This window comes from Miniimonas sp. S16, from assembly GCF_057748195.1.
On the sequence record NZ_CM173242.1, the window covers coordinates 2,049,617 to 2,075,256 of the forward strand.

19 protein-coding genes and 1 pseudogene are annotated in these 25,640 nt (G+C 71.2%); 11 read left to right on the forward strand and 9 right to left on the reverse strand.

Translation table 11 applies throughout. The annotated features are described in order from the left end of the window. Nucleotides 1-26: 26 nt before the first annotated feature. Together AC3AQ1_RS08960 and AC3AQ1_RS08965 are read left to right on the forward strand one after the other, a co-directional pair. Nucleotides 27-191 (forward strand): annotated as a pseudogene (locus tag AC3AQ1_RS08960) (carbohydrate ABC transporter permease); the annotation flags it as partial. After that, nucleotides 188-1,096, forward strand: a complete 909-nt coding sequence (locus AC3AQ1_RS08965) for a carbohydrate ABC transporter permease (protein ID WP_108720104.1) — start codon at nt 188-190, stop codon at nt 1,094-1,096. The pseudogene AC3AQ1_RS08960 and the gene AC3AQ1_RS08965, both read left to right, overlap by 4 nt. A gap of 231 nt (nt 1,097-1,327) precedes the next feature. On the opposite strand, the gene AC3AQ1_RS08970 is transcribed toward AC3AQ1_RS08965, so the two are convergent. Beyond that, nucleotides 1,328-2,422, reverse strand: coding sequence for an inositol-3-phosphate synthase (locus AC3AQ1_RS08970; protein WP_108718696.1), 1,095 nt, complete (start codon nt 2,420-2,422; stop codon nt 1,328-1,330). 12 nt (nt 2,423-2,434) lie between these two features. Continuing rightward, nucleotides 2,435-3,064, reverse strand: a complete 630-nt coding sequence (locus AC3AQ1_RS08975) for a PadR family transcriptional regulator (protein ID WP_108718697.1) — start codon at nt 3,062-3,064, stop codon at nt 2,435-2,437. A 295-nt stretch (nt 3,065-3,359) separates the two neighbouring features. Here AC3AQ1_RS08975 and AC3AQ1_RS08980 point away from each other — a divergent pair, with 295 nt between their 5' ends. From AC3AQ1_RS08980 to rplI, 5 genes are all read left to right on the forward strand, one after another. Continuing rightward, nucleotides 3,360-5,687, forward strand: coding sequence for a transglycosylase domain-containing protein (locus AC3AQ1_RS08980; protein ID WP_234417438.1), 2,328 nt, complete (start codon nt 3,360-3,362; stop codon nt 5,685-5,687). Nucleotides 5,688-5,817: 130 nt separating this feature from the next. Further along, a complete protein-coding gene (rpsF, locus tag AC3AQ1_RS08985) occupies nt 5,818-6,108 on the forward strand; it encodes a 30S ribosomal protein S6 (protein WP_108718699.1) in 291 nt (96 codons plus the stop codon). Between the two features lie 68 nt (nt 6,109-6,176). Then, nucleotides 6,177-6,725: a single-stranded DNA-binding protein gene (locus tag AC3AQ1_RS08990; RefSeq protein WP_108718700.1), complete on the forward strand. Its 549-nt coding sequence runs from the start codon at nt 6,177-6,179 to the stop codon at nt 6,723-6,725. An 86-nt stretch (nt 6,726-6,811) separates the two neighbouring features. After that, on the forward strand, nt 6,812-7,051 hold the full coding sequence (gene rpsR / locus AC3AQ1_RS08995) for a 30S ribosomal protein S18 (protein WP_108718701.1): 240 nt from the start codon (nt 6,812-6,814) through the stop codon (nt 7,049-7,051). A gap of 20 nt (nt 7,052-7,071) precedes the next feature. Further along, nucleotides 7,072-7,524, forward strand: a complete 453-nt coding sequence (rplI, locus tag AC3AQ1_RS09000; protein WP_108718702.1) for a 50S ribosomal protein L9 — start codon at nt 7,072-7,074, stop codon at nt 7,522-7,524. Between the two features lie 150 nt (nt 7,525-7,674). On the opposite strand, the gene AC3AQ1_RS09005 is transcribed toward rplI, so the two are convergent. From AC3AQ1_RS09005 to AC3AQ1_RS09020, 4 genes are all read right to left on the reverse strand, one after another. Then, on the reverse strand, nt 7,675-8,262 hold the full coding sequence (locus AC3AQ1_RS09005) for a hypothetical protein (RefSeq protein WP_108718703.1): 588 nt from the start codon (nt 8,260-8,262) through the stop codon (nt 7,675-7,677). Nucleotides 8,263-8,276: 14 nt separating this feature from the next. Next, a complete protein-coding gene (locus tag AC3AQ1_RS09010; protein WP_108718704.1) occupies nt 8,277-10,793 on the reverse strand; it encodes an FtsX-like permease family protein in 2,517 nt (838 codons plus the stop codon). Further along, a complete protein-coding gene (locus tag AC3AQ1_RS09015; RefSeq protein ID WP_108718705.1) occupies nt 10,793-11,734 on the reverse strand; it encodes an ABC transporter ATP-binding protein in 942 nt (313 codons plus the stop codon). The genes AC3AQ1_RS09010 and AC3AQ1_RS09015 overlap by 1 nt, the downstream gene beginning before the upstream one ends. A 181-nt stretch (nt 11,735-11,915) precedes the next feature. Next, nucleotides 11,916-13,259, reverse strand: coding sequence for an MATE family efflux transporter (locus tag AC3AQ1_RS09020; protein WP_108718706.1), 1,344 nt, complete (start codon nt 13,257-13,259; stop codon nt 11,916-11,918). Nucleotides 13,260-13,667: 408 nt separating this feature from the next. Here AC3AQ1_RS09020 and AC3AQ1_RS09025 point away from each other — a divergent pair, with 408 nt between their 5' ends. The 3 genes from AC3AQ1_RS09025 (at nt 13,668) to AC3AQ1_RS09035 (ending at nt 17,793) form a co-directional block, all read left to right on the forward strand. Beyond that, a complete protein-coding gene (locus AC3AQ1_RS09025; protein ID WP_108718707.1) occupies nt 13,668-16,352 on the forward strand; it encodes a replicative DNA helicase in 2,685 nt (894 codons plus the stop codon). Between the two features lie 710 nt (nt 16,353-17,062). Next, nucleotides 17,063-17,512, forward strand: coding sequence for a hypothetical protein (locus AC3AQ1_RS09030; protein ID WP_159096465.1), 450 nt, complete (start codon nt 17,063-17,065; stop codon nt 17,510-17,512). An 89-nt stretch (nt 17,513-17,601) separates the two neighbouring features. Further along, on the forward strand, nt 17,602-17,793 hold the full coding sequence (locus AC3AQ1_RS09035; protein ID WP_159096466.1) for a hypothetical protein: 192 nt from the start codon (nt 17,602-17,604) through the stop codon (nt 17,791-17,793). 85 nt (nt 17,794-17,878) lie between these two features. Here the strand turns inward: AC3AQ1_RS09035 and AC3AQ1_RS09040 are convergent, their stop codons facing one another. Next, nucleotides 17,879-19,303, reverse strand: coding sequence for an IS1380 family transposase (locus AC3AQ1_RS09040; protein ID WP_108717753.1), 1,425 nt, complete (start codon nt 19,301-19,303; stop codon nt 17,879-17,881). Nucleotides 19,304-19,695: 392 nt separating this feature from the next. On the opposite strand from AC3AQ1_RS09040, the gene AC3AQ1_RS09045 reads away from it, so the two are divergent. Next, nucleotides 19,696-21,165, forward strand: coding sequence for a protein adenylyltransferase SelO (locus AC3AQ1_RS09045; protein WP_108718710.1), 1,470 nt, complete (start codon nt 19,696-19,698; stop codon nt 21,163-21,165). Nucleotides 21,166-21,237: 72 nt separating this feature from the next. Here the strand turns inward: AC3AQ1_RS09045 and AC3AQ1_RS09050 are convergent, their stop codons facing one another. Together AC3AQ1_RS09050 and AC3AQ1_RS09055 are read right to left on the reverse strand one after the other, a co-directional pair. Next, complete coding sequence (locus AC3AQ1_RS09050) at nt 21,238-24,528, reverse strand: DEAD/DEAH box helicase (RefSeq protein WP_234417439.1); 3,291 nt, start codon at nt 24,526-24,528, stop codon at nt 21,238-21,240. Between the two features lie 78 nt (nt 24,529-24,606). Further along, complete coding sequence (locus AC3AQ1_RS09055; protein WP_313557659.1) at nt 24,607-25,629, reverse strand: NAD(P)H-dependent flavin oxidoreductase; 1,023 nt, start codon at nt 25,627-25,629, stop codon at nt 24,607-24,609. Between the last annotated feature and the right edge of the window lie 11 nt (nt 25,630-25,640).

Here is a 25,640-nt window from a genome sequence, read left to right on the forward strand (position 1 = left end):
CGCCGTAGTCCCGCAGCCAGGCGAGGGCCTACTTGTCCTACCAGACCTCGTTCGTGGGGCAGAACTGGGGTCAGGGCGCCGCGATCGCCTTCATCCTGTTCGCGATCATCGTGGTGCTGACGATCCTCCAGCGCGTCGCGCTCGCCGAGCGCGACGTCCCGCTCCGGCGCCGCTGGGGGTGGCGACGATGACCGCCGCCGCGACGAGCGCCGACGCGCTGCCTACGCGACCGTCGCCCGCCGACGGACGCGAGCGACGCCGTCGGCCATCCGGCCTGGTCGTCGGGGCCGTCCTCACGTACGCCCTGCTCGTGGCGCTGGCGATCGTGTACGTGTACCCGTTCCTCATCTCGGTCGCCACGTCGTTCAAGCCCGACGCCGAAGCGGCCGCCGACCCCCTCGCGCTCATTCCCGAGACCTTCACCACGGCGGCGTACTCGCGCCTGTTCCTCAACTCCGACTTCCCGCTGTGGTTCCGCAACTCGGTGATCGTCACGGTCACCGTGACGCTCGGGCGGGTCTTCTTCAACTCCCTCGCCGGCTACGCGCTCGCGCGCCTGCCGTTCCGGAGCCGCGGGGTGGTGTTCGCGGGGCTCGTCGCCGTGATGGCCGTGCCGTCGGTGGTGCTGCTGATCCCCAAGTTCCTCGTCATCAACACCCTGGGCATCTACAACTCCTTCGCCGGCCTCATCATCCCGCTGCTGGCCGACGCCGCCGGAATCTTCATCATGAAGAACTTCTTCGAGTCGATCCCCGCCTCGGTGGAAGAGGCCGCCCGGCTCGACGGCGCCGGCACGTTCCGGGTGTTCTGGTCGGTGGTGCTGCCGATGGCGACGCCGGCGCTCATCACGATCGTGATCCTGTCGTTCCAGGGCTCGTGGAACGAGCTGTCCCACTTCATCGTGGCGTCCCAGTCTCCCGGCCTCTACACCCTGACCAAGGGCGTCGCGCAGCTGTCCTCCGGGGCGCTGAGCCAGGGCACGCAGTACCCGCTCAAGCTCGGTGCGGCCGTCATCATGACGATCCCGGTGGCCGTGCTGTTCTTCGTCTTCCAGCGCCGGATCATGAACGCGAGCGCCGGCGCGGAGAAGGGCTGAACGGCGCTGACTGGTGCCGGTCCGGCGGGGGGTGCCAGCGATCTGTCGCGGTCTGGTGGCCGGACGCGGCACGAACCGCTGGGTTCGGGAAGCCAGGTGCCCGTCCGCCCGACGGCGAGGGGCCGGGTTCCGTACGGAACCCGGCCCCTCGCCGTCGTGGGTGTGCGTGTGGGTGCTGCGGATCAGCACCGCACCCGGTCGGAAGGTGGTCCGACGGGGTCGTGCTGCCGATCAGCGCTCGACGTCACCGGCGATGAAGGCCTCGACCTTGGCGCGCGCGGTCTCGTCGTCGTACTGCTCCGGCGGGGACTTCATGAAGTAGGAGGACGCCGAGAGGATCGGGCCGCCGACACCGCGGTCCTTGGCGATCTTGGCGGCGCGCACGGCGTCGATGATGATGCCGGCGGAGTTGGGGGAGTCCCAGACCTCGAGCTTGTACTCCAGGTTCAGGGGCACCTCGCCGAACGCGCGACCCTCGAGGCGCACGTAGGCCCACTTGCGGTCGTCCAGCCACGCGACGTAGTCCGACGGGCCGATGTGGACGTTGCGGTCGGCCTTCTTGCCGGCCAGCGGGCCGGTGGAGATGTTGGAGGTGACGGCCTGCGTCTTGGAGATCTTCTTGGACTCCAGGCGGTCGCGCTCGAGCATGTTCTTGAAGTCCATGTTGCCGCCGACGTTGAGCTGGTAGGTGCGGTCCAGGACCACGCCGCGCTCCTCGAACAGGCGGGCGAGCACGCGGTGCGTGATCGTGGCGCCGACCTGCGACTTGATGTCGTCGCCGACGATCGGCACGCCCGCGGCCTCGAACTTGTCGGCCCACTCCTTGGTGCCGGCGATGAAGACGGGCAGCGCGTTGACGAACGCGACCTTCGCGTCGATCGCGGCCTGCGCGTACGCCTTGACGGCCTCCTCGGACCCGACGGGCAGGTAGCACACCAGCACGTCGACGCGCGCCTCCTTGAGGGCGGCGACGACGTCGACCGGCTCCTCGGCGGACTCCTCGATGGTCTCGCGGTAGTACTTGCCGAGGCCGTCCAGGGTCGGGCCGCGCTTCACGGTCACGCCGGTGGGCGGCACGTCGGTGATCTTGATCGTGTTGTTCTCCGACGCCGTGATCGCGGCGGACAGGTCCTGGCCGACCTTCTTGGCGTCGACGTCGAACGCGAGCACGAACTCGAGGTCGCTCACGTGGTACTCGCCGAACTGCACGTGCATGAGGCCGGGCACGGTGCCCGTCGGGTCGGCGTCCTTGTAGAACTCGACACCCTGGACGAGCGAGCTCGCGCAGTTGCCGACGCCCGCGATCGCGACGCGGATGGAACTCATGGGTTCTCCTTCTCAGGTGGTGCCGTCGGACGACGGCGCAGCAGCGGGGGGCGTGCTGGGGTTCGGGGTGGTTCGCTCGGAGCCGGTTCGCTCGGAGCCGGCTCGCTCGGAGGCGATGAGACCGTCGAGCCAGCCGAGCTCGCGGTCCAGGAGCTCCAGGCCGTGGCGCTGGAGCTCGAGCGTGTAGGCGTCGCGGCGCTCACGGCCGCGCGCGGAGGCGAGGCGGTAGGCCTCGCGACGTTCGAGGACGCGGGTGCGCCGGCCCTCGAGGATGTGCAGCCGGGTGCTCGGCTCGGTGGCCGCGAACAGGGAGAACCGCACGTCGAACGCGTCGTCCTCCCACGCCGTCGGCTCGGCGACGGCGAGCGCCGCCGCGAGGTGCTCCTTGCCCTCGGGGGTGAGCTCGTACACCACCCGGGAGCGCCGACCCGCGAGGGGGTGCGGCAGCTCGGCGGTGCCCGAGGCCGTGACGAGGCCGCGGTCCGCGAGCGAGCGCAGGCGCGGGTAGAGCGAGCCGAACGAGAGGGTGCGGAAGACGCCGAGGTCGGTCACGAGCCGCTTGCGCAGCTCGTAGCCGTGCAGCGGGCCGTCCGCGAGGCGGCCGAGCACGGCGAGCTCGAGGACCTCGGTGCGGTCGCGCATGAGGCCTCCTCTCGTGGTGCCGGTCGTGGTGCGGGCGGTGCGTCGGTCCGGCAGTGCTCGCGGGGCCGGGTGCTCCCGACCTGACAAGCGTGGGTGTATGTCAGCAAGGAATGTATCGCATGGATACATCGACGTGAGCCACTGCGACGCGTGTGCCTCCACAACCCGCACACGAACCTCCCGCCGCGCCTGCCCAGCGCTGCCCCCGCGCCCCGGCACCGGCTCGCCATACTGGAGGGCGGTCGCGACGGTGCGTCCCGCCGTCCCCCGCACCCACCCGATCGGAGCAGCACGCGTGGCCACGTCACGAAAGAGCAAGCCGGCCAAGGGCAAGGCCAAGCGCCGGTTCTGGAACTACCCCCGCCGGGGCAAGGGTCCGGTGCGTCGCTGGCTGCCCAGCTGGCGCTTCCTGCTCGGCCTCGTCGTGACCGGTGTGGCTGTCGTCGTCGGGGTCGTCGCCGCCGCGTACGTGCGCACCGACGTGCCCGAGCCCGAGGAGCTCGCGCTCGCGCAGAGCAGCACCGTGTACTTCGCCGACGGGACCACGCCGCTGGGCACGCTCCAGGAGGTCGACCGCACGATCATCGACACCACCGCGCTGCCGGACTACGTGGCGGGCGCCGTCGTGGCCTCGGAGGACCGCCGGTTCTACTCCAACTCCGGCATCGACCCGGTCGGCATCGCGCGCGCCCTGTGGAACAACCTCACGGGCGGTCAGCGCCAGGGTGGCTCGACCCTCACCCAGCAGTACGTCGAGAACTACTACCTGGGCCGGACCACGGGGTACCTGGGCAAGTTCAAGGAGGCGATCCTCGCCGTCAAGGTCGAGCAGTCGCTGTCCAAGGACCAGATCCTCGACTCCTACCTCAACACCATCTACTACGGCCGCGGCGCCTACGGCATCGAGGCCGCGGCTCAGGCGTACTTCGGCAAGAGCGCGAGCGAGCTGACGCTGTCGGAGTCCGCGATGCTCGCCGGGATCATCCCGGCGCCGAGCGCATGGGACCCCGCGATCAACCCGGACCAGGCGCAGGTGCGCTGGGCCCGCACGCTGGACTACATGGTCCAGGAGGGCATGATCACGCAGGCCGACCGTGACGCGCAGACGTTCCCCACGACGATCGAGCCCGTGCAGTCGGACCGGTTCGGGGGGACCAACGGGTACCTGCTGGCCATGACGATCTCCGAGCTCACCTCCGGCGACGACGCGCCCTACACGCAGGACGAGCTCAACCGCGGCGGGTTCTCGATCATCACGACGTTCGACGCCACGATGCAGGCGGCCGCCGTCGACACGATCCAGAACGACCTGCCGAGCGACCACGCCGACAACCTCAAGGCGACCCTCGTGTCGGTGGACCCGGCCACCGGTGGCGTGAAGGCGCTGTACGGCGGCACCGACTACCTCACCGAGAGCCTGAACCGCGCGACGCAGGCGGTCTACCAGGGCGGCTCGACGTTCAAGCCGTTCGCCATGATCACGGCGCTCGAGCAGGGCATGTCGCTGGAGCAGACCTACAACTCTCCCGGTTCCATCGAGATCGACGGCTGGAAGGTCGGCAACTTCGACGGGCGCAACAAGGGCGACATCGACATGGTCGCCGCGACCGCGGGGTCGGTGAACACGTACTACGCGCAGCTCAACAAGGCGATCTCGGCCGGTGGCGCGCCGGGGCAGGCCCTCGTCGACACCGCCGTGAAGGTCGGCCTGCCGACCGACACGGTCGGGCTCGTCCCGGTGCTGTCCAACGTGCTCGGCAACGCCTCCCCGCACGCGATCGACATGGCGTCGGTGTTCGCGACCTACGCGGCGCAGGGCATGAAGCACACCACGCACGTGGTGGACACGGTGCTCGACGCCGACGGCAACGTCGTCTACACCGGTCCGACCCAGGGCGAGCAGGTGGTCAGCCCCGACGTCATGGCCGAGGCGACGTTCGCGATGACCCACGTCCCGGCGCGGGGCGGCACGGCACCCCAGATCGCCGAGCTGGGCCGTCCGGTCGCCGGCAAGACGGGGTCCTCGCAGGACTACAAGTCGGCCTCGTTCGCGGGCTACATCCCGCAGCTCGCGACCGTCGTCGCGCTGTACCAGACCGGCGCCGACGGCACCGAGGAGACGATCACGCCGTTCGGCGGCGCCAACCCGGTGGCCGGCGGTTCCGTCCCCGCCGACATGTGGCTCGCGTACATGCAGAAGGTCACCGAGGGCATGCCCGTGGAGCAGTTCCCGGCGCGCACCTACATCGGCGGCGCCACCGAGGAGCCCACCGCGACCCCGAGCCCGACGGCGACCGCCGAGGAGACCGGGGACGTCCCCGACGTGGTCGGGCAGGGCGAGGACGCCGCGCGCGCTGCGATCGCGGCGGCCGGGTTCTCGGTCGCCACCTCGTCCGAGGCGTCCGACACCGTGCCGGCGGGGTCCGTCATCCGCACCGAGCCGGGCGCCGGCAGCGCGTCGAAGTCGACGATCGTCACGATCGTCGTCTCCACCGGACCGGCCGCCCCGCCACCCACCACCCCGGCGCCCTCGCCGACGCCGAGCCCCACCCCCTCGCCGACGTCGACGCCGACTCCCGCGCCCACGCCGGAGCCGACGCAGGACGCGGGCGGGAACGGATAGCCCGGTCGGCTACACTGGTGCGGTTGTGTGCCCGGCGGACCTCCGGTCCTCGGGGCGCACGACGCACACGCATTGCCCTCCTGTCACGGAACGTCCGTGGCCGCACAGTCCAGAGGAGGTGGGTAGACACATGCGTCCTTACGAGCTGATGCTGATCCTCGACCCCGAGGTGGACGAGCGCACCGTCGCTCCGTCGCTCGAGAAGTTCCTGTCCGTGATCACCACCGGTGGTGGCTCCGTCGACAAGGTCGACATCTGGGGCAAGCGCCGGCTGGCGTACGAGATCGACAAGCGCTCCGAGGGCATCTACGCCGTCGTCAACATGACGGCGACGCCGGCCCTCGCCCAGGAGCTCGACCGCCAGCTCGGCCTCAACGAGGCCGTGATGCGCACCAAGCTCCTCCGCGCCGACGAGCGCTGACCCCCGCTCCACCGAGCCTCACCCACTCGCACCGACTTCACTCGACCCAGACGAGACGAGGAGCATCCATGGCAGGCGAGACCGTCATCACCGTGATCGGCAACCTCACGGCCGACCCCGAGCTGCGTTTCACGCCGTCGGGGGCCGCCGTGGCCAACTTCACGGTGGCGTCCACGCCGCGTACGTTCGACCGCCAGTCGAACGAGTGGCGCGACGGCGACACCCTGTTCATGCGGTGCTCCATCTGGCGCGAGGCGGCTGAGAACGTCGCGGAGTCCCTCACCAAGGGCACCCGCGTCATCGCCTCCGGCCGGCTCGTGCAGCGCTCCTACGAGACCCGCGAGGGTGAGAAGCGCACGGTCGTCGAGCTCCAGGTCGACGAGATCGGCCCCTCGCTGCGGTACGCGACGGCGAAGGTCGCCCGTGCCCAGCGCGGCGGTGGCGGTGGTGGCGGCTTCTCCGGTGGCGGCGGCGGGTACGGCGACTCCGGGTCCTCGCGCTCCGGCGGCTCCGGCGGTTCGGGCGGCTACTCCGGTGGCGGCTCGAGCGGCGGCAACGAGGACCCCTGGGCCACCGGCGGGAGCGGCAGCTCCTACCCGGACGAGCCCCCGTTCTGACGGACCGCCCGGTGCGTGCCTGACGCACGACCGGCGCCCGCAGGACCACTCGACATCACAGACAGCGACACCCCAAGGAGTACCCCATGGCGAAGCCCGTTCTTCGCAAGCCCAAGAAGAAGGTCAGCCCTCTCAAGGCCGCCAAGGTCGAGGGCACGATCGACTACAAGGACACCGTTCTGCTGCGGAAGTTCATCTCCGACCGCGGCAAGATCCGCGCCCGCCGCGTGACCGGTGTCTCCGTCCAGGACCAGCGCAAGATCGCCAAGGCGGTCAAGAACGCCCGCGAGATGGCGCTGCTCCCCTACTCGAGCTCCGCTCGCTGAGCCACGAGGAGGCAGACATCATGACGACGAAGCTCATCCTCACGCACGAGGTCACCGGCCTCGGCGCCCCCGGCGACGTGGTCGAGGTCAAGGACGGGTACGCCCGCAACTACCTCGTCCCGCGTGGCCTGGCGACCGGCTGGTCCAAGGGTGCCGAGAAGGAGATCGCGGCGATCCGCACGGCGCGCAGCAAGCGCGCGCACGACTCCGTCGAGGCTGCGGCTGCGGTGCGCGACGCCCTCGAGGGCTCGCGCTACACGGTCAAGGCGCGCGCCGGCGCCGGTGGTCGCCTGTTCGGCACCGTGACGACGAAGGAGATAGCCGAGGCGGTCCTCGCGTCGGGCGGGCCCTCGGTCGACCGTCGCAAGATCGAGTCGAAGCAGCACATCAAGACGCTCGGCACGCACCAGGTCGTGGTGCACCTGCACGAGGGCGTCTCGGCCAAGGTGACCGTCGAGGTCGTCCCCGCCTGAGCACGCTCCCGCTCGCGTCACGACGCAGGCCCGGTCCCCGAGGGGACCGGGCCTGCGCTCGTTCGGCACGTCAGCTGCGCTGCGGGCCGCCCGCCGCCGCCTCGCCTGCTCCGCCGCCGCACCCCGCCGCCGCCTCACCCGCGCCGCGGCCTACCGCACGGCGTCGCGCACGAGCGCTGCCACGCCGTCGGGCACCCCGCGAAGCGCGAGGTCGAGGGTGCGCACCCGGAACGAGAACGCCCCCATCCAGTCCGACGCGAGGAGGGTGGGGCCGAGGCACCAGTGCCGGGCGTGCAGCGCCACGCCGGTGAGCACGTCCACCCGCGAGTCGACCTGCAGGCCGCGGGGAGCGGCCAGGTCGCGCGCGTGCCGAACGAACGCGCCCGCCTCCACGTCGCCGTCGCGCTCGTGCAGCACGGGCACGTCGAGGCGGTCCTCCCGCAGGCGCGCGAGTCGCTCGACCACGAGCACGTCGGCGTACGTGGGCACGCTCGGCGCGGCGGACCCGAGATGGCGGTGCTCGACGTCGAGCCCTTTCTCCGTCTCGGTGTAGCGCGAGCGGGTCCAGTGCCGCACGTCGCCGGGGTGGTCGATCTCGCTCGTGTGGTGCACGACGGCGCCGTCCGCGCTCGCGTACGCCAGCACGGTGCGCAGCCGGCCGGGCTCCAGGTGGCGGACGAGCGCTCCCGCAGGAGCGCCCGCCACCAGGAACCGGTCGTAGCGGATCTCGACGGGCACCGGCCCATCCTGGCCTACTCGGTCGCCAGCGCCGCCACCGGCGAGGTCCGCGTCGCGCCGCGCGCCGGGAGCACCGACGCGAGCACGCCGGCCACCACCGCGACCGCCACGATCACGAGCACGGTCGACCACGGCACCGCCAGGTCGCCCACGCCGAGCCCGACGGTCGGCCCGAGCAGCAGCATCGAGCCGAGCCAGCCGTACCCGACGCCGAGCACGATCCCCACGAGCGCACCGACCCCGGCCAGCAGCACGCCCTCGACGGCGAGCGTCGCCCGCAGCTGCCGGCGCGTCAGCCCGAGGGCTCGCAGGAGCGCGTTCTCGCGCCGCCGCTCGACCACCGAGAGCGACAGCGTGTTCGCCACCCCGATGAGCGCGATGATCACGGCGACGGCGAGCAGACCCACCACCACGAGCAGCATGGTGTCGACGATCTGCCCGTACCCCGCGCGCTCGACGGCGCCCCCGGCGACCACCGGCGTCGCTCCGGCGGTCCCCGTGGTGGTGTCCGAGACCGCGTCGGTGACGGCGTTCGCCACGGCGCGAGGATCGGCGCCCGGCGTCAGGGCGAGCCACACGGTCCGCGAGTCCGGCGTGAGCGAGGCGTAGGCGAACGTCTCGGCGTCGAGCAGCACGGTGCTGCTCGGCAGTCCCTCGACGAGCTTTCCGGACGTCGTCAGCCCGTTCACCGTGAGGGGCCCGTCCTTCGCCAGCACCCACCCGTCGGCCATCGACACCCCTCGCCCCCAGGCGGGGAGAGTCGCCACCACGTCGGCCAGCGCCGCGATGTCCGACGCCGAGTACGCCGTGACGGTGGACGTTCCGTCGTCCGTGGTCACCTCGGCGCTGGCCCCGTCCATCACGACGGAGGAGGCCACGCCGTCGACGGCGCGCACGGCGTCGATCGTCGCCTGGCGCAGCGCGGTGCCGCTCACGGTGACGTCGACCGCGAACTGCTCCGAGAGCTCGGTGTCGAGCGCGGACCGGGCCATCGCGGCGCCGGTCGACATCATGACCACCAGCGCGACGCCCACGAGCAGGGCGGTCGCCGTGGACGTGGTGCGGGCCGGGTTGCGGGCCGCGTTGATCGCCGCGAGCCGCGCGGACACCCGGCTGCGGTCCGGCGCGATGGCCGCCGCCGTGCGCCCGAGCACCCGGGTGAGGCCCGGCACGTAGGTGATCGCCGCGACGACCACGCCCACCACGGACACGATCCCGCCCAGCACCCCGAGGGCGAGGCCGAGGTCGAAGCTCCCGCCCGCGCTCACCACGAGAGCACCGGCCATGCCCGCCAGGCCGAGCCCCACGAGCGTCCAGCCGATCGCGGGACGCACGCTGCGCCGTCGGGCACCGGACGCGAGGTCGACCGGGCGGAGCGCGGCGAGCGGCGCCACCCGGGTGGCGAGCCGCGCCGCGCCGCCCGCGGCGAGCAGCGTCACGAGGACGCCGGCGACGATCGGCACCACCACGGCGGCGACCGACACGGGCACGACGGCGGGCAGCGGCACCCCGGCGTTGGCACGCCCCAGGATGGTCAGGACCACCTGGCCGAGCGCGACGCCGCCGATCACGCCGGCAATGGACGCGACGACGCCGAGCACGAGCGCCTCGAGCCGGACCGACGCGCGGACCTGGGACGCGGTCGCACCGACGCAGCGCAGCAGCGCCAGCGTGCGGGTGCGCTGCGCGACGAGCACGGTGAACGTGTTGGCGATGACGATGCCCGCGACGGCCATCGCGACGCCCGCGAAGGCGAGCACGAGCGAGCGGAACACGTCGACGCCGTCGGTGAACGAGGACGCGACCTCTCGTGCGTACTCCTCGCCCGTCTGCAGGGTGGCGTCGGGGTCGACGGAGCCGGCGACGGCGTCGCGCACCGCGCCCGCATCGGCGCCGTCGGCCAGGACGAGCGTCGCGCCGGACCACGTGCTGCCGTCGGACGCCTGCCACGCGGCCACGTCGGTCGCGTCCGCCAGCCCCAGCGGCAGACCGAACCCGAGGCCCGAGCCGTCCGCGGTGATGCCGACGACGACGGCGTCGCTCACCTCGCGCGTGGGTTCGTCCGAGTCCGCCGTCCACGTCTGCGAGACGACCTGCACGGTGTCGCCGACCTGCACCCCGAGTCGCTGCGCCGTCGTGCCCGGGACGGCGATCTCGCCGGGCGCGTCCGGCGCCTCGCCGCTGGCGAGGGCGGCGGGCGCGAGGCGGTCGTCGGTGGCGGGCGGGGCGAGCAGGAGGTATTCCGAGCCCTGCCCCGTGCCGACCTCCCGGCCGACGAAGCCGATCGGCTGGACCGCGGCGACGCCGTCGATGGCGGCCAGGTCGGCGACCTCGTCCGTCGTCATGCTGGTCTGGACGACGAGGTCGGGGTCGCCGACGCCGGCGCGCGCCGTGGCCAGCGCGGTCGCCTCGAGCGTGGAGGAGCCGAGGAACGCGGCCGTGATGAAGCCGGTGCCCAGCGCGATCGCGATCCCGACGGCGACGAGTCGTCCGCCCGTGCGGCGCATCTGCGCCCAGGTCAGGCGCCACATCAGCGTGCCCCGACGACGGAGCCGGCGAGGCTGGCGGTGCGCAGCGCGTCGAGCGCGGCGGTGACCTGCTCGGGGGTGGGGTGCTCGAGGTCGCCCGCAATCCGTCCGTCGGCGACGAGGACGACCCGGTCGGCGTAGGCGGCCGCTGCGGCGTCGTGCGTCACCATCACGACCGTCTGGCCGAGCTCGCGCACGCTGGTGCGCAGGAGCTCCAGCACCTCCGCGCCCGAGCGCGAGTCGAGGTTGCCCGTCGGCTCGTCGGCGAACACCACGTCGGGCCGGGTGAGCAGGGCGCGGGCGATCGCGACGCGCTGCTGCTGGCCGCCGGAGAGCTCGCTGGGGTGGTGGCCGAGGCGGTCGCGCAGGCCGAGGACGTCGACAAGGCGGTCGAACCAGGCGCGGGTGTCGGCGTCGATGCCGCCGCGGCCGACCCGGCCGGCGAGCTCGAGGGGGAGGGTGATGTTCTGCTCGGCCGTGAACATCGGCAGCAGGTTGAACGCCTGGAAGACGAACCCGACGCGCTCGCGGCGCAGCAGGGTGAGGGCCTGGTCGTCGAGGGTGGACAGGTCGGTGTCGCCGAGGAGCACGTGGCCGTCCGTGGCGGAGTCGAGACCCGCGAGCAGGTGCAGGAGCGTGGACTTGCCGGAGCCGGAGGCGCCCATGATCGCCGTGAACGCGCCGCGCTTGAACGCGACGTCGACGCCGCGCAGGGCGTGCACGGCCGCGCCGCCGGTGCCGTAGGTCTTCGTGAGCCCGACGGCGCGCACGGCCGGGGCGGGGGAGGTCGGATCGGCGTGGTGCGCCGGGTGGGACTGATGTGCCGGGTGGGACTGGTGTGGCTGGTGCGTCGCGTGTGTCGACGGCGTCGGGCTCGAGTCGGCCCGCGGGCTCGTCGGGTAGGGCTGGGGCGCGTCGGGCGGCAGGGGGCTCGTGGAGGTCATGCCCCCGACGCTAGGAGCCGAGGTGCCGGCGGACGTTCGGCCCACGGTCCCGCGTTGCCGGCGGGGTCATCCCGTGGTGGGACCTGCCCGCCCCCCCCTCAGTGCGGACGTTTCCGGAGCGTATGGCTCCGGAATCGTCCGCGCTGAGGAGTCGGCGGCGAGGCAGGGCGCGCGACCCGGGTCAGCGCGCGCCCAGCACGAGCCACGCGTCGCCGCGCGAGCGCCACCACGTCGCCCCGCCGCGCGCGAGCATGAACACGACGCCGAACGCGAGCCACAGCCACACCACGGACCACGGCGCCTCGCCCGCCCCGCGCGGCGCCGCGGTGCGCACGATCCACAGGAACGGCAGGTAGACGACGAGCGAAGCCGCCCCGGCCCACGCGAGGAAGCGGCCGTCGCCGGCGCCGATGAGCACGCCGTCGAGCACCCACACCACGCCCGCGAGCGGCAGCGCGGCCGCGACCACCCACAGGCCCGCCGCGGCGGCGCCGCGCACGAGCGGGTCGGACGTGAACAGCGCGGTGAGCGGCACGGCGAGGAGCGCGAGCACGACGCCGAGCACGGCACCGCCGCCGGCTCCCCACTGCAGGGTGCGGCGCAGCACGGCGCGCGCGTCCTCGGGCCGGCGCGCGCCGAGCGCGTGCCCGACGAGCGCCTGGGCTGCGATCGCGAGCGCGTCGAGCGCGAACGCCGCGAACCCCCAGAGCGCGTTGACGACCTGGTGCGCGGCGAGCGGCACCTCGCCGAGCGTGGCGGCGGTCGTCACCGTGAGGAGGATCGCGACGCGCAGGGTGAGGGTGCGGACGAACAGGGGCCCGCCGTCGCGCATCCCGCGCCCCAGGCCGGTGAGGGTGGGGGAGAGGGCGACCCCTCGCCGTCGGGCACCGCGCAGGACGCGCCAGGCGAGGACTGCGCCCATGGCGAGCTGCACGAGGGCGGTGCCGGCGCCGGAGCCGGCGATGCCCCAGCCGAAGCCGTAGATGAAGAGGGCGTTGAGCGCGCCGTTGGCGACGGCGCCGGCGGCGGCGACGACGAGCGGGGTGCGGGTGTCGAGCATGCCGCGCAGCACGCCGGTCGCGGCGAGGACGACGAGCATGCCGGGCAGGCCCGGCAGCGACCAGCGCAGGTAGGTCACGGCCTGGGTGGCGACGTCGCCCGTGCCGCCCATCGCGCCGATCGCCCACGGCGCCGTGGCGAGGCCGAGGGCCGCGACGACGAGCCCGACGGCGAGCGCGAGCCACAGCCCGTCGATCCCGGCCCGCAGGGCGCGGGTCTCCTCGCCCGCCCCGAGGAGGCGGCCGACGCTCGCGGTGGTGGTGTAGGCGAGGAAGACGAAGAGGCCGACGGCGGTGACCAGCAGGGTGGAGGCGAGGGTGAGGCCGGCGAGCTCGGCCGTCCCCAGGTGGCCCACGAGCGCGGAGTCGACGAGGACGAACACCGGCTCGGCGACGAGGGCGCCGAAGGCGGGGATCGCGAGGGCGAGGATGCTGCGGTCCAGCGGCGTTCCTCGGGGTTCCCTCACCGGCCAAGCCTGCCAGACGGGTCCGACGGCGTGGCGCGGCGTGTCGGGTCGGTGGATTTCGCCGTCGCGTCGGCGTGGGGTGAACCCACAGCGGGAATCGTTGAGATCCCGCCGTTTCCCGCGTGGTTTCCACACGTTGTCCACAGTCCTGGGGATCGGGGCGGAGTGTCGTCCACACTGCGGTTACGTCGTCGTCCCCACCCTGTCCCCAGGCTTTCCACAGGCGGTCCACACCCCGCCGGAACACGCGTGGATGTCAAGCCGGGGCGGGTTCGTCCCAGGGCGTCCGGAGGGGTCGGGGAGGTCGTAGCGTGTGCCGCTGGCCCGGAGCCGACGCGTTCGTCCGGGCGATGTCGGTGGCCGGGTGTGCACTCGTCGGAGAACAGCGACGGGGCGGAGAGGTGGAGCGTGACGGCGACGGACGAGGCGGATCTTCGGGCCTTCAGTGCACTCGGGGAGCGGACCCCGCCGCAGGACGCGGCGGCGGAGCAGAGCGTGCTCGGCGGGATGATGCTGAGCAAGGACGCGATCGCCGACGTCGTGGAGGAGATCCGCGCGGCGGACTTCTACCGGCCGGCGCACGAGATGGTCTACGACGCGATCGTCGACCTGTACGGGCGTGGTCAGCCGACGGACGTCATCACAGTCGCCGACGAGCTGACCAAGCGCGGTGAGCTCGGCCGGGTAGGCGGGCACGGGTACCTGCACACGCTCATCTCGTCCGTCCCGACGGCCGCGAACGCGGGCTACTACGCGGGGATCGTGCGTGAGCGAGCGGTGCTGCGCAAGCTCGTCGAGGCCGGCACGCGCATCGTGCAGCTCGGGTACGCGGCCGACGGCGGCGACGTCGAGGAGCTGGTGAACTCGGCGCAGTCGGAGATCTACGCCGTGACGGAGCGGCGCACGAGCGAGGACTACAAGGCGCTGCGGGAGATCATCACCGGCACCGTCGAGGAGATCGAGCACGCCACCAGCCGCGACGGCCAGATGGTCGGGGTGCCGACCGGGTTCACCGATCTGGACCGACTCACGAACGGTTTGCACCCGGGGCAGATGATCGTGGTCGCGGCCCGGCCCGCGATGGGCAAGTCGACGATGGCGTTGGACATCGTGCGGTCAGCGGCGGTGCACCACGGCATGACGGCGGCGGTGTTCTCCCTCGAGATGAGCGCGAACGAGATCGTCATGAGGATGCTGGCCGCCGAGGCGCAGGTGCCGCTGCAGCGGCTGCGGCAGGGGCCGATGGACGACCGGGACTGGCAGAAGCTGGCCGGCACGGTGAGTGCGATCTCGGACGCGCCGCTGTTCATCGACGACTCGCCCAACATGTCCCTCATGGAGATCCGGGCCAAGTGCCGCCGGCTCAAGCAGCGCCACGACCTCAAGATCGTCGTGATCGACTACCTGCAGCTCATGAGCTCGGGCAAGCGGGTGGAGTCGCGCCAGCAGGAGGTCTCGGAGTTCTCCCGCGCGATCAAGCTGCTCGCCAAGGAGCTGGAGGTGCCGGTCATCGCGGTGTCCCAGCTGAACCGTGGTGCCGAGCAGCGCCAGGACAAGCGGCCGCAGGTGAGCGACCTGCGTGAGTCGGGCTGCCTGGCGGCGGACACCCGGGTGCTGCGCGCCGACACCGGCGCGGAGACCACGATGGGCGAGCTGTTCGCGCTCAACGCCCGCGACATCCCGGTGTGGACGCTCAACGACCGGCTGCAGTACGTGCGCCGCCACCTCACGCACGTGTTCCCCACGGGCGTGAAGGAGACCTTCCGACTGCGGCTGGCGTCCGGCAAGGAGATCACGGCGACGGCGAACCACCCGTTCCTCACCTACGAGGGCTGGACATCGCTCGGCGACCTCGCCGTGGGCTCCCGGGTCGGCGTGCCGCGGCACGTCCCCGGGCCGGAGCGGTGCGCGGGCGTCGGCGAGGTGCCGGCATGGGACGACCGCGAGGTCGTGATGCTGGCGCACCTGTTGGGTGACGGATCCTTCGTGAAGCGACAGCCGTTGCGCTACGCATCGATCGACGAGGCGAACCTGGCGGCCGTCGGAGACGCCGCTACTCGCTGGGGCGTCAAGCCGGTTCGCGACGACTATGCGGCCGCCCGCGTCTCCACGCTGCGGCTTCCTGCGCCGTTCCACCTGACGCACGGGCGGCGCAACCCGATCGCGGCGTGGCTGGACGACTTGGGCCTGTTCGGCGCGCGTTCGCACGAGAAGTTCGTGCCGACGGCGATCTTCTCCCTTCCGAAGGACCAGATCGCCCTCTTCGTTCGGCACATCTGGGCGACCGACGGTTCCGTCACGGTGCGCAAGGACGGTCGAGGTGGGCGCGTCTACTACTCGTCGACGTCGCGACGCCTGGTGGACGACCTCTCGCGGCTGCTTCTGAGGTTCGGGATCTCCACTCGGGTGCGTACGGTGCGCAAGCAGGGCTACCGGGACGGCTACACGCTGGACGTGTCGGGATCCGACAGCCAGCGTCGGTTCCTGCAGGAGATCGGAGTGCACGGTGCTCGCGGGGACGCGGGCGCCCGTCTGCTCGAGATCGTGCGTTCGACGACGAGCAACCCGAATGTGGACACGGTGCCGGCTCAGGTCTGGGACCGTGTGCGTCTGGTGCTGGCCGAGCAGGGCATCACGCACCGTCAGTTCGCCAGCGCGATGGGCACGCAGTTCGCGGGTTCCGCGGCGTGGAAGCGCAGCCCGTCACGTGAGCGACTCGGTCGTGTGGCGGCTCTGCTTCAGGACTCCGAGCTCGAGATGTACGCGGTGAACGACGTCCTCTGGGACGAGGTGGTGGCGATCGAGCCGATGGGGGAGGCGCAGGTCTTCGACGCCACCGTGGTCGGTGGCCACAACTTCGTCGCCAACGGGATCGCGGTCCACAACTCGATCGAGCAGGACGCGGACATGGTGATCCTGCTGCACCGCGACGAGGCCTACGACCGCGAGACGCCCCGCAAGGGCGAGGCCGACTTCATCGTGGCGAAGCACCGCAACGGTCCGACCGACACGATCGTCGTCGCGTTCCAGGGCCACTACGCGCGGTTCGTCGACATGGCGCAGGACACGGGTGGGGGCGGCGGGGCCTGGTAGGCCCTGTCCATGTCGACATGCAGCCGAGTTGACTCGTGGGACCGGTAGTCGACCAAGTTGAGCCGGTCCACAGCGAGCTGAGAGCAGGAGTGGGAGGTCTCGATGCCTCTTCCCAATTTCGGGGCGGGCTTCTTTCGCGAGGATCCCGTTGTTCGCGCTGGGCGCGGCAGCCCTGCGTCCGTTGAAGCCAAATACCGTAGGGCCCAGACTCTTCGGAGGGAAATTGAATCACTGATAGCGGAATGGTCGACCAACGCGGGAATGAGCTGTGAGGGCCGACTGGTGCTTGAGCGTCATGCTTTCGAGGTTCGCCTGAAGTTCTCGCCCACCTTGTCACTTGGCCGACTCGCGGTACTGATCGGCGATTACGTGCACAATCTGAGGTCCGCCCTGAACCACCTTGTGATGGAGCTGCGAGAGATGCGGGAGCTAGCGAAGGTGCTATTGCCAGACTCGAGTACCCAAACGTAGTTTCTGCGAGCGAGTGGAACCGGTGGAGTCGTCGCCTGGAGCAGTTGCCCGAATACATCGTCGAGCGTGTACGTCGCCTTCAGCCCTTCGCGGACCGACCGGTCGACGGTAGGGAACCGTCGCGGGAGTGGTCCGAAACCTCTGTGGTCAACCTCTTGAGCATCTACGACAATGATGACAAACACCGATCATCTCTCAGGTGTAGTGTGTTCAGAAGTGAGAACAGGTCTCATCCGACAGTGACTTACAAGTTGGACGAAGGGGGTGCGAGGATCCCGTTTCCAGCGGGATTCGATGAGGGCGACATACCCCTGGAGTACAGCGACTTTGGGCGCCTTAACACGGCGGTGTACTTCACGTACTATCAAGAACTCCCGATTTTGTGGGCGGCATCGAACCTACGAGTCAAGTTCCAGGTGCTGGTGGGCTCGGAACGGGCTAGCCGGCATGAACCGGTTGTGCCGTTGGTCGCGCTGTTGGACGAACAGGTGCGATTCAATATCGACGCAATATGCTATGGTTTCGACGTTGCTCGAGATAATGCTGATAGCCGTCGGAAGCTACTGAATCTCCCTGATCATGTCCACTGGGACTTGGTCTGTGACGGAGCGGTTGTTGCTGGGGCAGACGAGGAGCGGGTCGCCGAGGCTCGGGCAAGTTTGGGTGCGATGTTGAGGCAGGACTTCTAGCCGCACTCTTTATCACTCCGGCGGCTGGCTCTCGGGTGATGGTTCGTCCGTCGACAGGAGCACCTCGGTCCGACGCTATGGTGTTCTGCATGCGCGCGCGACTGATCGATCCCCGCGACGCCAGGTCCGAGGACGTCGCGCCGACCTACCGCGTCCTGTTCTGGGCGAACGCGACGACCTGCGAGGAGTGGGAGCTAACCTCGATCTTTCATCGGGCGGGCTCGGTGGACTTGTCGGCGTCGGTGCCGGCTCCTGGTGGTGATTCTGCCCTGTGGGTGTGACGTCGTGCCGCGTGTCGCTCGCGGTGGGCGCCGGTTCCGGCCGGTCGGGGTTCCTCGGGGTCGTGGGTGGTCGGGGGTCCTTGGGTCAGGTCGGTGCGGCAGCCAGGGCCCTGAGGCGCCGGTGCGCGGCGAGCACGATTTCAGCCCATGCGTAGGTCTCCTTGACGTGCAGGATGACGCGGCGGGCGTGTCGGGCGATCGTGGCAGGGGCGGTGAACAGGCGTAGCCGGAGCCGCTTGGGTTCCCAGACCCGGGCGCTGTCCTCGTCGAGTCCGAGGAGGCCGAGCCAGGCCAGGAGATCAGTGGCAAGAGCGACGGCGGCCAGCCAGATCTCGTTCTGCGCGAGGGTCTTCAGGGGGAGGTTGCGTAGCCCGGTGTCTTTCGCGCAGCGGATCCGGTCCTCGCAGCGGGCCCGTCGGCGGTGGCGTAGCTCGAGGACTTGGAGCTGGCCTCGGCGGGTGTTCGTGGTGAACGCGGTGAGGCGGTAGCCCTCGGCGTCATCGAGCCGGTCCTGCGCGACGCGGGCGCCGGGGTGGGGCCGTTCCCGGCGCACGATCACACGCATCCCGGCCGGCCAGCCCGTCAGGTGCCCATGCTGGGTGAGCAGGTTGGTGATGTCGGCGACGTCGGCGTGCTCGTTGACCTCACCGGCCGCGGTCAGCGCCGGAGTCCACCCGCCAGCCCTCGTGACGGCCTGGTAGATCTCGCCCATCTCGGCCCAGGGCAGGGTCCACCCGATCGAGTAGGACAGTCCGCGGCGGGTCAGGAACGTCAGGAACTCGCGGCTCGCTCCGGCGCCGTCGGTGCGGATCATCACCTTCCTTCCCGGGCGGGAGGCGTTGATCCCTGGCACGGCCGCCAGCGCCTGCCTTGTGATCTCGATGTGATCGGCGGCGGTGTTCGACCCGGCGTTCCCCGGCCGCAACAGGGCAGCGAGGAGCTCGCCACTGCCAGCCTGGCCGTGGTCGGCGAACGCGAGCAGGGGGTGGTGCCCGAACGTCCTTTTGAACGTCGGCGCGGCCGCCTCCTTCTCGCTGTGGGAGATGACGATCGTGGCATCCAGATCGATCACCAACGGGTTCGCATCACTGATCCCGTGCAGCGGGGACGCCTGGCCCGCCAGCTCCCAGACCCGGGCCCGGGCCGCCTTACGAGCCTTCGCGATCGCTGGCAGGACCCGGCCCGGTTCCGCTGCCAGGGCCGTGATCGTGCGCGAGACCGTCGCCTCCGAAGCGACCGGCCCGAACACCTCCGGCTCCCCGCGCAGGAGAGCAGCATCCGCGAGACAGTCCCCGCCGAGTGCGAGCGTGAGAGCGAGGTCGGTCAGGACCTTGGCCGGGTCATGCACAGCGCTCGGTCTGCGCCAGCGCTCCAGCCCGGCTGACAGCGCCGAGGACAGGCCGCTGACTGCGAGGACCTCCGTCAGCAGCACCCCGCCCGCAGAACCGACCGCGGCCACCGGCGCGGCATCGACTCGAACACTCGGATACGGGCGGGTAGCGTTCACCACGAAGGTGCTCCTCGTTCTGGTCTGATCTGTCCGTCGCAAGACACATCATCCCAGGTCAGGGGCACCTTCGCCGTCTCCAACCCACTACCGGCGTGAAATCACGAGGCTAACCGCTACCGACCTCGACGACGCGCTGTCATGGATTTCGAGCAACGCGGCAGGTCGCACGCACAGCCTGTGGGCGGCCACCGGTGCTGATGAGCAGGCCTGCATCGTTCGCCTGCGCGGCGTCGACCCGCCTGCGCCGGCGGGCGCGTTCCCCTTGTGGGCCGCCGAAGTGAGGTAGCCGCAGTCGTTCGCGTTCGCCCCCCGGGGGGCGAACAAGACGCGCTCCAGGACCGAAGCGCTACGAGTTGCTTGCGCCGATCCCGCGCCGACGTACCCTCGAGAAGGTGAGCCCCGCACCGCCGGTACCGGTCGTCCTCCACGGCAGGTTTGCTCGGGAGCTTCCCGAGCTGGGCGTCCCGTGGCGGGCTGAGGACGCGCCCACACCTCGGCTCCTGCACCTCGCCGACGCCCTCGCGACCGAGCTCGGCCTCGACCCGGAGTGGTTGCGCAGCCCCGCCGGCGTGCGGTTCCTCGTGGGCAACGCCGTGCCCGACGGCGCCACCCCCGTCGCGCAGGCCTACGCCGGACATCAGTTCGGCGGCTTCGTCCCGCGTCTCGGTGACGGTCGAGCACTGCTGCTCGGGGAGCTGATCGGCCCCGACGACAGCGAGTGGGACCTCCACCTCAAGGGCTCGGGTCGCACGCCGTTCGCTCGCGGCGGCGACGGTCTCGCCGCCGTCGGGCCGATGCTGCGCGAGCTCGTCGTGAGCCGCGCGATGCACGCCCTGGGCGTGCCGACCACCCGGTCGCTCGCCGTCGTCGCGACGGGTCGGCAGGTGCGTCGCGAGACCTGGCTGCCCGGAGCCGTGCTCTCCCGGGTCGCGAGCAGCCACCTGCGGGTGGGCACCTTCCAGTACGCGCGGGCGACCGGTGACCTCGACCTGCTGCGCCGCCTCGCCGACCACGCAATCGGACGGCACCATCCCGAGGCCGCCGCGGATCCGAACCCGCCTCTGGCGCTGCTGCGCGCGGTCATCGACGTCCAGGCGTCGCTCGTCGCGAAGTGGATGCTCGTCGGCTTCGTGCACGGCGTGATGAACACCGACAACATGACCGTTTCCGGCGAGACCATCGACTACGGGCCGTGCGCGTTCATGGAGGCGTTCGACCCGGCAACCGTGTACAGCTCCATCGACGCCGGCGGGCGCTACGCCTACGGCAACCAGCCCGTCGTCGCGCAGTGGAACCTCACCCGGCTCGCGGAGGCGCTCCTCCCGCTTCTCGATGACGACCGCGAGCGGGCAGTCGAGCTCGCCGTCGCGGCCCTCGACGGGTTCCGCCCGCGGTACGAGGCCGCCTGGTCGTCCGGGATGCGCGCCAAGCTGGGCGTGAGCGGCGACGTCGACGACGCAGCGCTGACGCCGCTCGCCGACGAGCTGCTGGCCCTGATGCGTGCGAGCCGGGCTGATCACACGTCGTTCTTCCGCGCGCTGGTTGCCGCGGCACGGGGCGACGCCGAACCGGCGCGCGGCATGGTCGCGGACCCCGACGGGTTCGACCGGTGGGTGGCGCGGTGGCTGGCGCTGATGCCGGACGCCGAGGTGATGGATGGCGTCAACCCCGTGTACATCCCCCGCAACCACCTCGTCGAGGAGGCGCTCGCGGCCGCAACCGACGGCGACGGCGACCTCGACCCGCTGAGGCGACTGCTTGACGTCGTCTCCGCGCCCTACGACGAGCGACCGGGTCTCGAGCGCTACGCGGCACCGGCTCCGCAGGGCTCCGGGCCGTACATCACCTACTGCGGGACCTGAGAGGCGTCGGTCGGGCGTGGAGACTCGTCCGTCTTGATGCGGACCATCTCGCCTGCGAGTCGACGCACGTCCTCACGGCGCCGGCTCTTCTTCCTCCCCTGCCAACGTGCCGAGACGTCGAACGGGAAGCGTCCGGGCTATGAGTTCGGCATAGGGAAACCTCTTCCACAAGGCGTGATCACCGATGACGTAGAGCCGACGTTGCGCACGACTCACCGCCACGTTGAACAGATTGACCCGCGAGGTGGCCCAGGCGCGAGCGCCGGGGCGCCCCGGGTCGCCGCCGAGCACGAGCAGTACGACGGGGGCCTCCTTGCCCTGCGCCGTGTGGACCGTTCCTGCTGTGAGTCGCGAGTAGCGCGTCTCGTGCGAGAGCCGCTCAAGAGCGTCGGCGACAGCACGGAAGGGGGAGATCGCGATCACCTCGGACGAAGGGACACCGCAACCATCGAGCCAGTCCAGCGCCCTCCGAACCCGTTCGATCTCCGTGGGCTGGAGATGCGATCCACTCGTCACGGCAGGGACGTCCGCCCAATAGCTCGGTGCCACGACCGGCCCGAACGCATCGTCGAAGGGGTCGGCCTCTCCACCGGGTGCAGCCGCTCTGCCACGTTTGGGCGTGGCGTGAATCATGAGGCCGTCGTAGGCCATCGTGTTCGACAGGGTGAACATCGGGTCGTCGCAGCGCCGGTGCACCCGGAGCGGGCTTCCCACCCACACGTCGTTCTCGCCCTGAGGCAGGGTGGTTCCGTGCCGTGTCACGCGGTCGGCGAGCGTCTGCACCGAGGCGAGCGGTGGGATCCAGTCCGACGAGACCCCCCACGTGGCCGCAATGTCGCCGACGAGCTTGCGTGGGGCAGTGGCGACCGGCTCGAGCTGCAGCGGGTCTCCGACGGCGAGGACACGCCTAGCCCGCCAGATCCCGCCGACGGCGTGCTGCGGGCAGGCCTGGCCGGCCTCGTCGACGATGAGCCAGCCAATCGAGTCGCGGCCCATGCGGTCGAACATCCGGCCCAGTGAGGAGAAGGTCGTGGACACCAGGGGAACAACGAGGAAGAACAGCTGCCAGGCAGCGCGGACCTTCTCCGGCTCCAGTGCGGGCGGAGCCTTGCCCGCGACCACCTCCGTCGCTGCGCGTAGACCGGTGAGCATGTCCTTGGCCACGGATGCGAAGAAGTCCCGGTGGAGGTTCATCGCCGCGACGAAGAGGTCGCTGCGCGCCGTGTCGAGCTCCTCGTCCAGCCACGACGCTCGTAGCTCGCGCTGCTCGGGAGACGCCGTGATGTCCGGGTAGGCGTCCCCGTACCGCTCGCGGTCCTGTGCACAGCTAACCTCGAGTTCGGCGACCAGTTCGCCAGCTCGAGTCAGTCGCAGCCTGGCCTCTTCTACCTCATGCGTATACCTGGACAGCTCGCGGTCAGCCGCCTCCTCGCGAGCGGCGGCAGCAGAGGCGCGGTCAACGGCGCTCGCGATCGCCTCGTCGTGTGCCGTGAGCACCGAGCGCCACTCTCGAGGCGAACGCCCGAACGACGTCAGCGACTCCCAGAATCCGGGGCGGACTGCGACGTGGTCCAAACGGCGTCGCGTGAGCAGGTCGACGTCGTGATTCGCCCCGTCGACGTTCGCCCGGGCGGCCGCCACGTCCGCCTGCAGCCGCGTGAGCCAAGCGCCAGAGTGCTCGATCCAGTCCGAGTGCTCTCGGTAGCTCCGAGTCGCGCTCCTGAGCTCGGCGGGTCTTGCCTCCGCAGCCGCTCGGGCCGCCATCATGGCCTCTACCGTCTCCAGGCTCGAGGTGAAGCGGGTGCGCGCGTCGGCCCAGTACGACCGCGGAACATGCTCAGCAACCCTGTCCTGCAGCCACTGCTGCATGCTCTGGACGTCCTCGCCCGAGTCCGCCCCATCGCCTCTCCCGAACCAGAAGATCGACCGGAACGAGGCGCGGTGCGCGCTCCGACCGAGCCGAGCAGCGACGAGTCCCCAGGCGGACGACAGAGCGGCGGGTGCCTCGAGCAGGTCGTCTTTGCCGGCGAGGGTGTCGTTGGCCCCTTCGTCCTCGGAGCTGCCGACGACCGTCTGGGCGAGGCTGGCGAGGCCACCGAAGTAGTCTGCGTCGGTTCGCCAACGCTCACCGAGCTCGCCTCTCCTCGGAAGCGTCGTCGAGACGTTCTCGACAGCAGCGTTGTTGGACGACGCCACCACCATCTCGAAGCCGGTGAGCTCAGGAATGAGCTGCCGGACGCTCCGAGGACGGCCCTCCTGGTTCCACTGGTGACGTTCGGCCCGGAACGCCTGGTGAGGGTTCTCGAGCCGAGCGAGGACGCAGGCGCGCTCGACCACGTTGCCGGCCAGGACGTCTCGCAGCATCGTCGTCTTGCCAGTCCCCGGCGGGCCGTTCACGCCGAGGAGCCCTCCCTGTGGCCCGAGCGTGCCCAGGGCCTCGTTGACGGCGAACTGCTGGCTTCGTGCCAGGTGATGCCTGGGATCGGTCGGCCACCTCCCCTTCGGGAGCCGCTCGACACGGAGCCCGTGGTCGACGACCTCCGGCGAGGCGACGACGTCGACTCGCTGCGATGCCCGGATCACCGAGTCCGGGGTGAGGTACGCGGCCAGTGGCCCCCGCGGGCCATGCGCGACGACGTCCGCGTGCACGGCCTCGAGGTCACTGAGATGGAAGCTGTTGAGAAAGTCGATCCCCGGGTTCGCCGCCGCGTTCTCTGTGATCACCGTCGACGCGACGAGCACGTGCGCTGTTGCCAGTGAGCTGATGCCGGAGACGCCCGCCGCTCGGTGGGCGGTGTGGAGGAGGGCCGACAAGGCAGGCCGGTCCAGGGATAGCGGGTGCTCCTGACCAGCCCGCTCCTGGCGAGTGGTCTCCAGCTGCTGCACCTCGTCGACGAAACGGCGCTGCGAGTCCGTGAACCCGATCGACCAGCTCGGGTCAGAGGGACCCGGATCTCGCAGACGTCCCACGGCCCACGCCGCCGACGAGAGGACGGTCGCTTCGGGAATCACGCGACCGCGCTCGTCCAGCAGGAGCGCAGCACACGCAGACCGCCCGGCCGGTCGCTCGTCGTAGCTGTCGCGCTCGTCGTAGAACGCGCGGTGCAGGAACTCGTAGGTGTCCTGCACGGAGTAGAGCCCGAGGTAGACCGTGTGACGCCACAGCCGACGCTTTCCCCTCAGCGGGGTAGGAGGGCGGAGTGTTTCCCAGGGCACAGGGCCTCGCGGTGACAGCTCGACCACGACCCGGCTGTCACGCGAGGTCGCCCTGGGAGTGAGCGCCGGGAGAGGCTGGGGATTCAGGAGCTCGAGCATGCGCCAGAACGCCAGGATCGAGGGAGCGCTCACGTCTGCGTCGGGCACCCACAAACCCTATCAAACCACCTCAAGCCTCGTGATCGGTCGCGCCGCCGACCGCCGTCGGGTAGCACGCCGCGCCACCTAGACCCCGCCGGCGAGCCAGTCGATCACGGCGGCCGCCGGGCCCGTCGGCGCGGTGCGCCACCCGGTGCCCGCCCACAGGTGGAGGCGCTCGGCGTCGCCCGCGCGGCCGGCGGCCTGGCGCAGCGCGCGCGTGAGGTGATGGACGGCCGGGTAGGCGAGCACGCCGGTGCCCTGGTGGCGGTCGACGAATCCGTTCCGCAGCGCGCGGGCGGGCCGACCCGTGAACACGCTCGTCACGACCGTCTCGGTGAACCTCAGGTCGCCCAGCGCCGCGCGGTGCGTGGGTGAGGTCCCGGCCTCGTCGGTGCGCAGCAGCATCGTCCCGACCGAGACGCCTACCGCGCCCGCCTCGAGAAGGTGACGCACGCCGTCGGGCCCGTCGACGCCCCCGGCGGCGACCACGGGAAGGTCGACGACGGCGAGCACCGCCCTGACGAGGTCGACTGCGGACACGCCGTCGATCGGACGTACGGCATCGAACGTCGCGCTGTGCCCGCCGGCGCCGGGGCCCTGCACGACCAGGGCGTCGACCCCGGCATCGCGCGCGAGTACGGCCTCCTCCGGCGTGATCACCGACGCGAGCACTCGGGTGCCTACGGCCTGCAGGGAGGCGATCACGGCGGGCTCCGGGAGGCCGAACGTGAACGAGACGATGGGGACGGGGTGCGCGATCAGCAGCGCGAGCTTCGCGTCCCACGCGTCGTCGTCGCTGGTCGGGGCGGGGTCGAGCGTCAGTCCGTAGACCGCCGCCTCGTCGGCCAGCTCCGCGGCGTACGCGGCGAACGCCTGGCCGTCGGGCGTGTCGTGCGAGGGGACGAAGAGGTTGACGCCGAATTCGGGCGCGCTCGCGCGGAGCTCGGCGATCTCGGCAGCAAGCGCCCCCGGGGTCTTGTAGCCGCCGGCGAGGAAGGGGAACCCGCCCGCGGAGGCGACCGCGCGGCCGAGCGCCACGGTCGACGGGCCGCCCGCCATCGGGGCGGCGACGATCGGCAGCCGGGATCGAAGGATCGAGTCGGACACGGGAGTCCTTT

Bases quoted from the DNA above. Each gene is read 5' to 3' on its own strand.
- AC3AQ1_RS08965 (WP_108720104.1), top strand. From the start codon at position 188: ATGACCGCCGCCGCGACGAGCGCCGACGCGCTGCCTACGCGACCGTCG.
- rpsF (WP_108718699.1), top strand. From the start codon at position 5,818: ATGCGTCCTTACGAGCTGATGCTGATCCTCGACCCCGAGGTGGACGAG.
- AC3AQ1_RS08975 (WP_108718697.1), bottom strand. From the start codon at position 3,064: ATGCGCGACCGCACCGAGGTCCTCGAGCTCGCCGTGCTCGGCCGCCTC.
- AC3AQ1_RS08990 (WP_108718700.1), top strand. From the start codon at position 6,177: ATGGCAGGCGAGACCGTCATCACCGTGATCGGCAACCTCACGGCCGAC.
- AC3AQ1_RS09015 (WP_108718705.1), bottom strand. From the start codon at position 11,734: ATGACCTCCACGAGCCCCCTGCCGCCCGACGCGCCCCAGCCCTACCCG.
- AC3AQ1_RS09010 (WP_108718704.1), bottom strand. From the start codon at position 10,793: ATGTGGCGCCTGACCTGGGCGCAGATGCGCCGCACGGGCGGACGACTC.
- rpsR (WP_108718701.1), top strand. From the start codon at position 6,812: ATGGCGAAGCCCGTTCTTCGCAAGCCCAAGAAGAAGGTCAGCCCTCTC.
- rplI (WP_108718702.1), top strand. From the start codon at position 7,072: ATGACGACGAAGCTCATCCTCACGCACGAGGTCACCGGCCTCGGCGCC.
- AC3AQ1_RS08970 (WP_108718696.1), bottom strand. From the start codon at position 2,422: ATGAGTTCCATCCGCGTCGCGATCGCGGGCGTCGGCAACTGCGCGAGC.
- AC3AQ1_RS09035 (WP_159096466.1), top strand. From the start codon at position 17,602: ATGCGCGCGCGACTGATCGATCCCCGCGACGCCAGGTCCGAGGACGTC.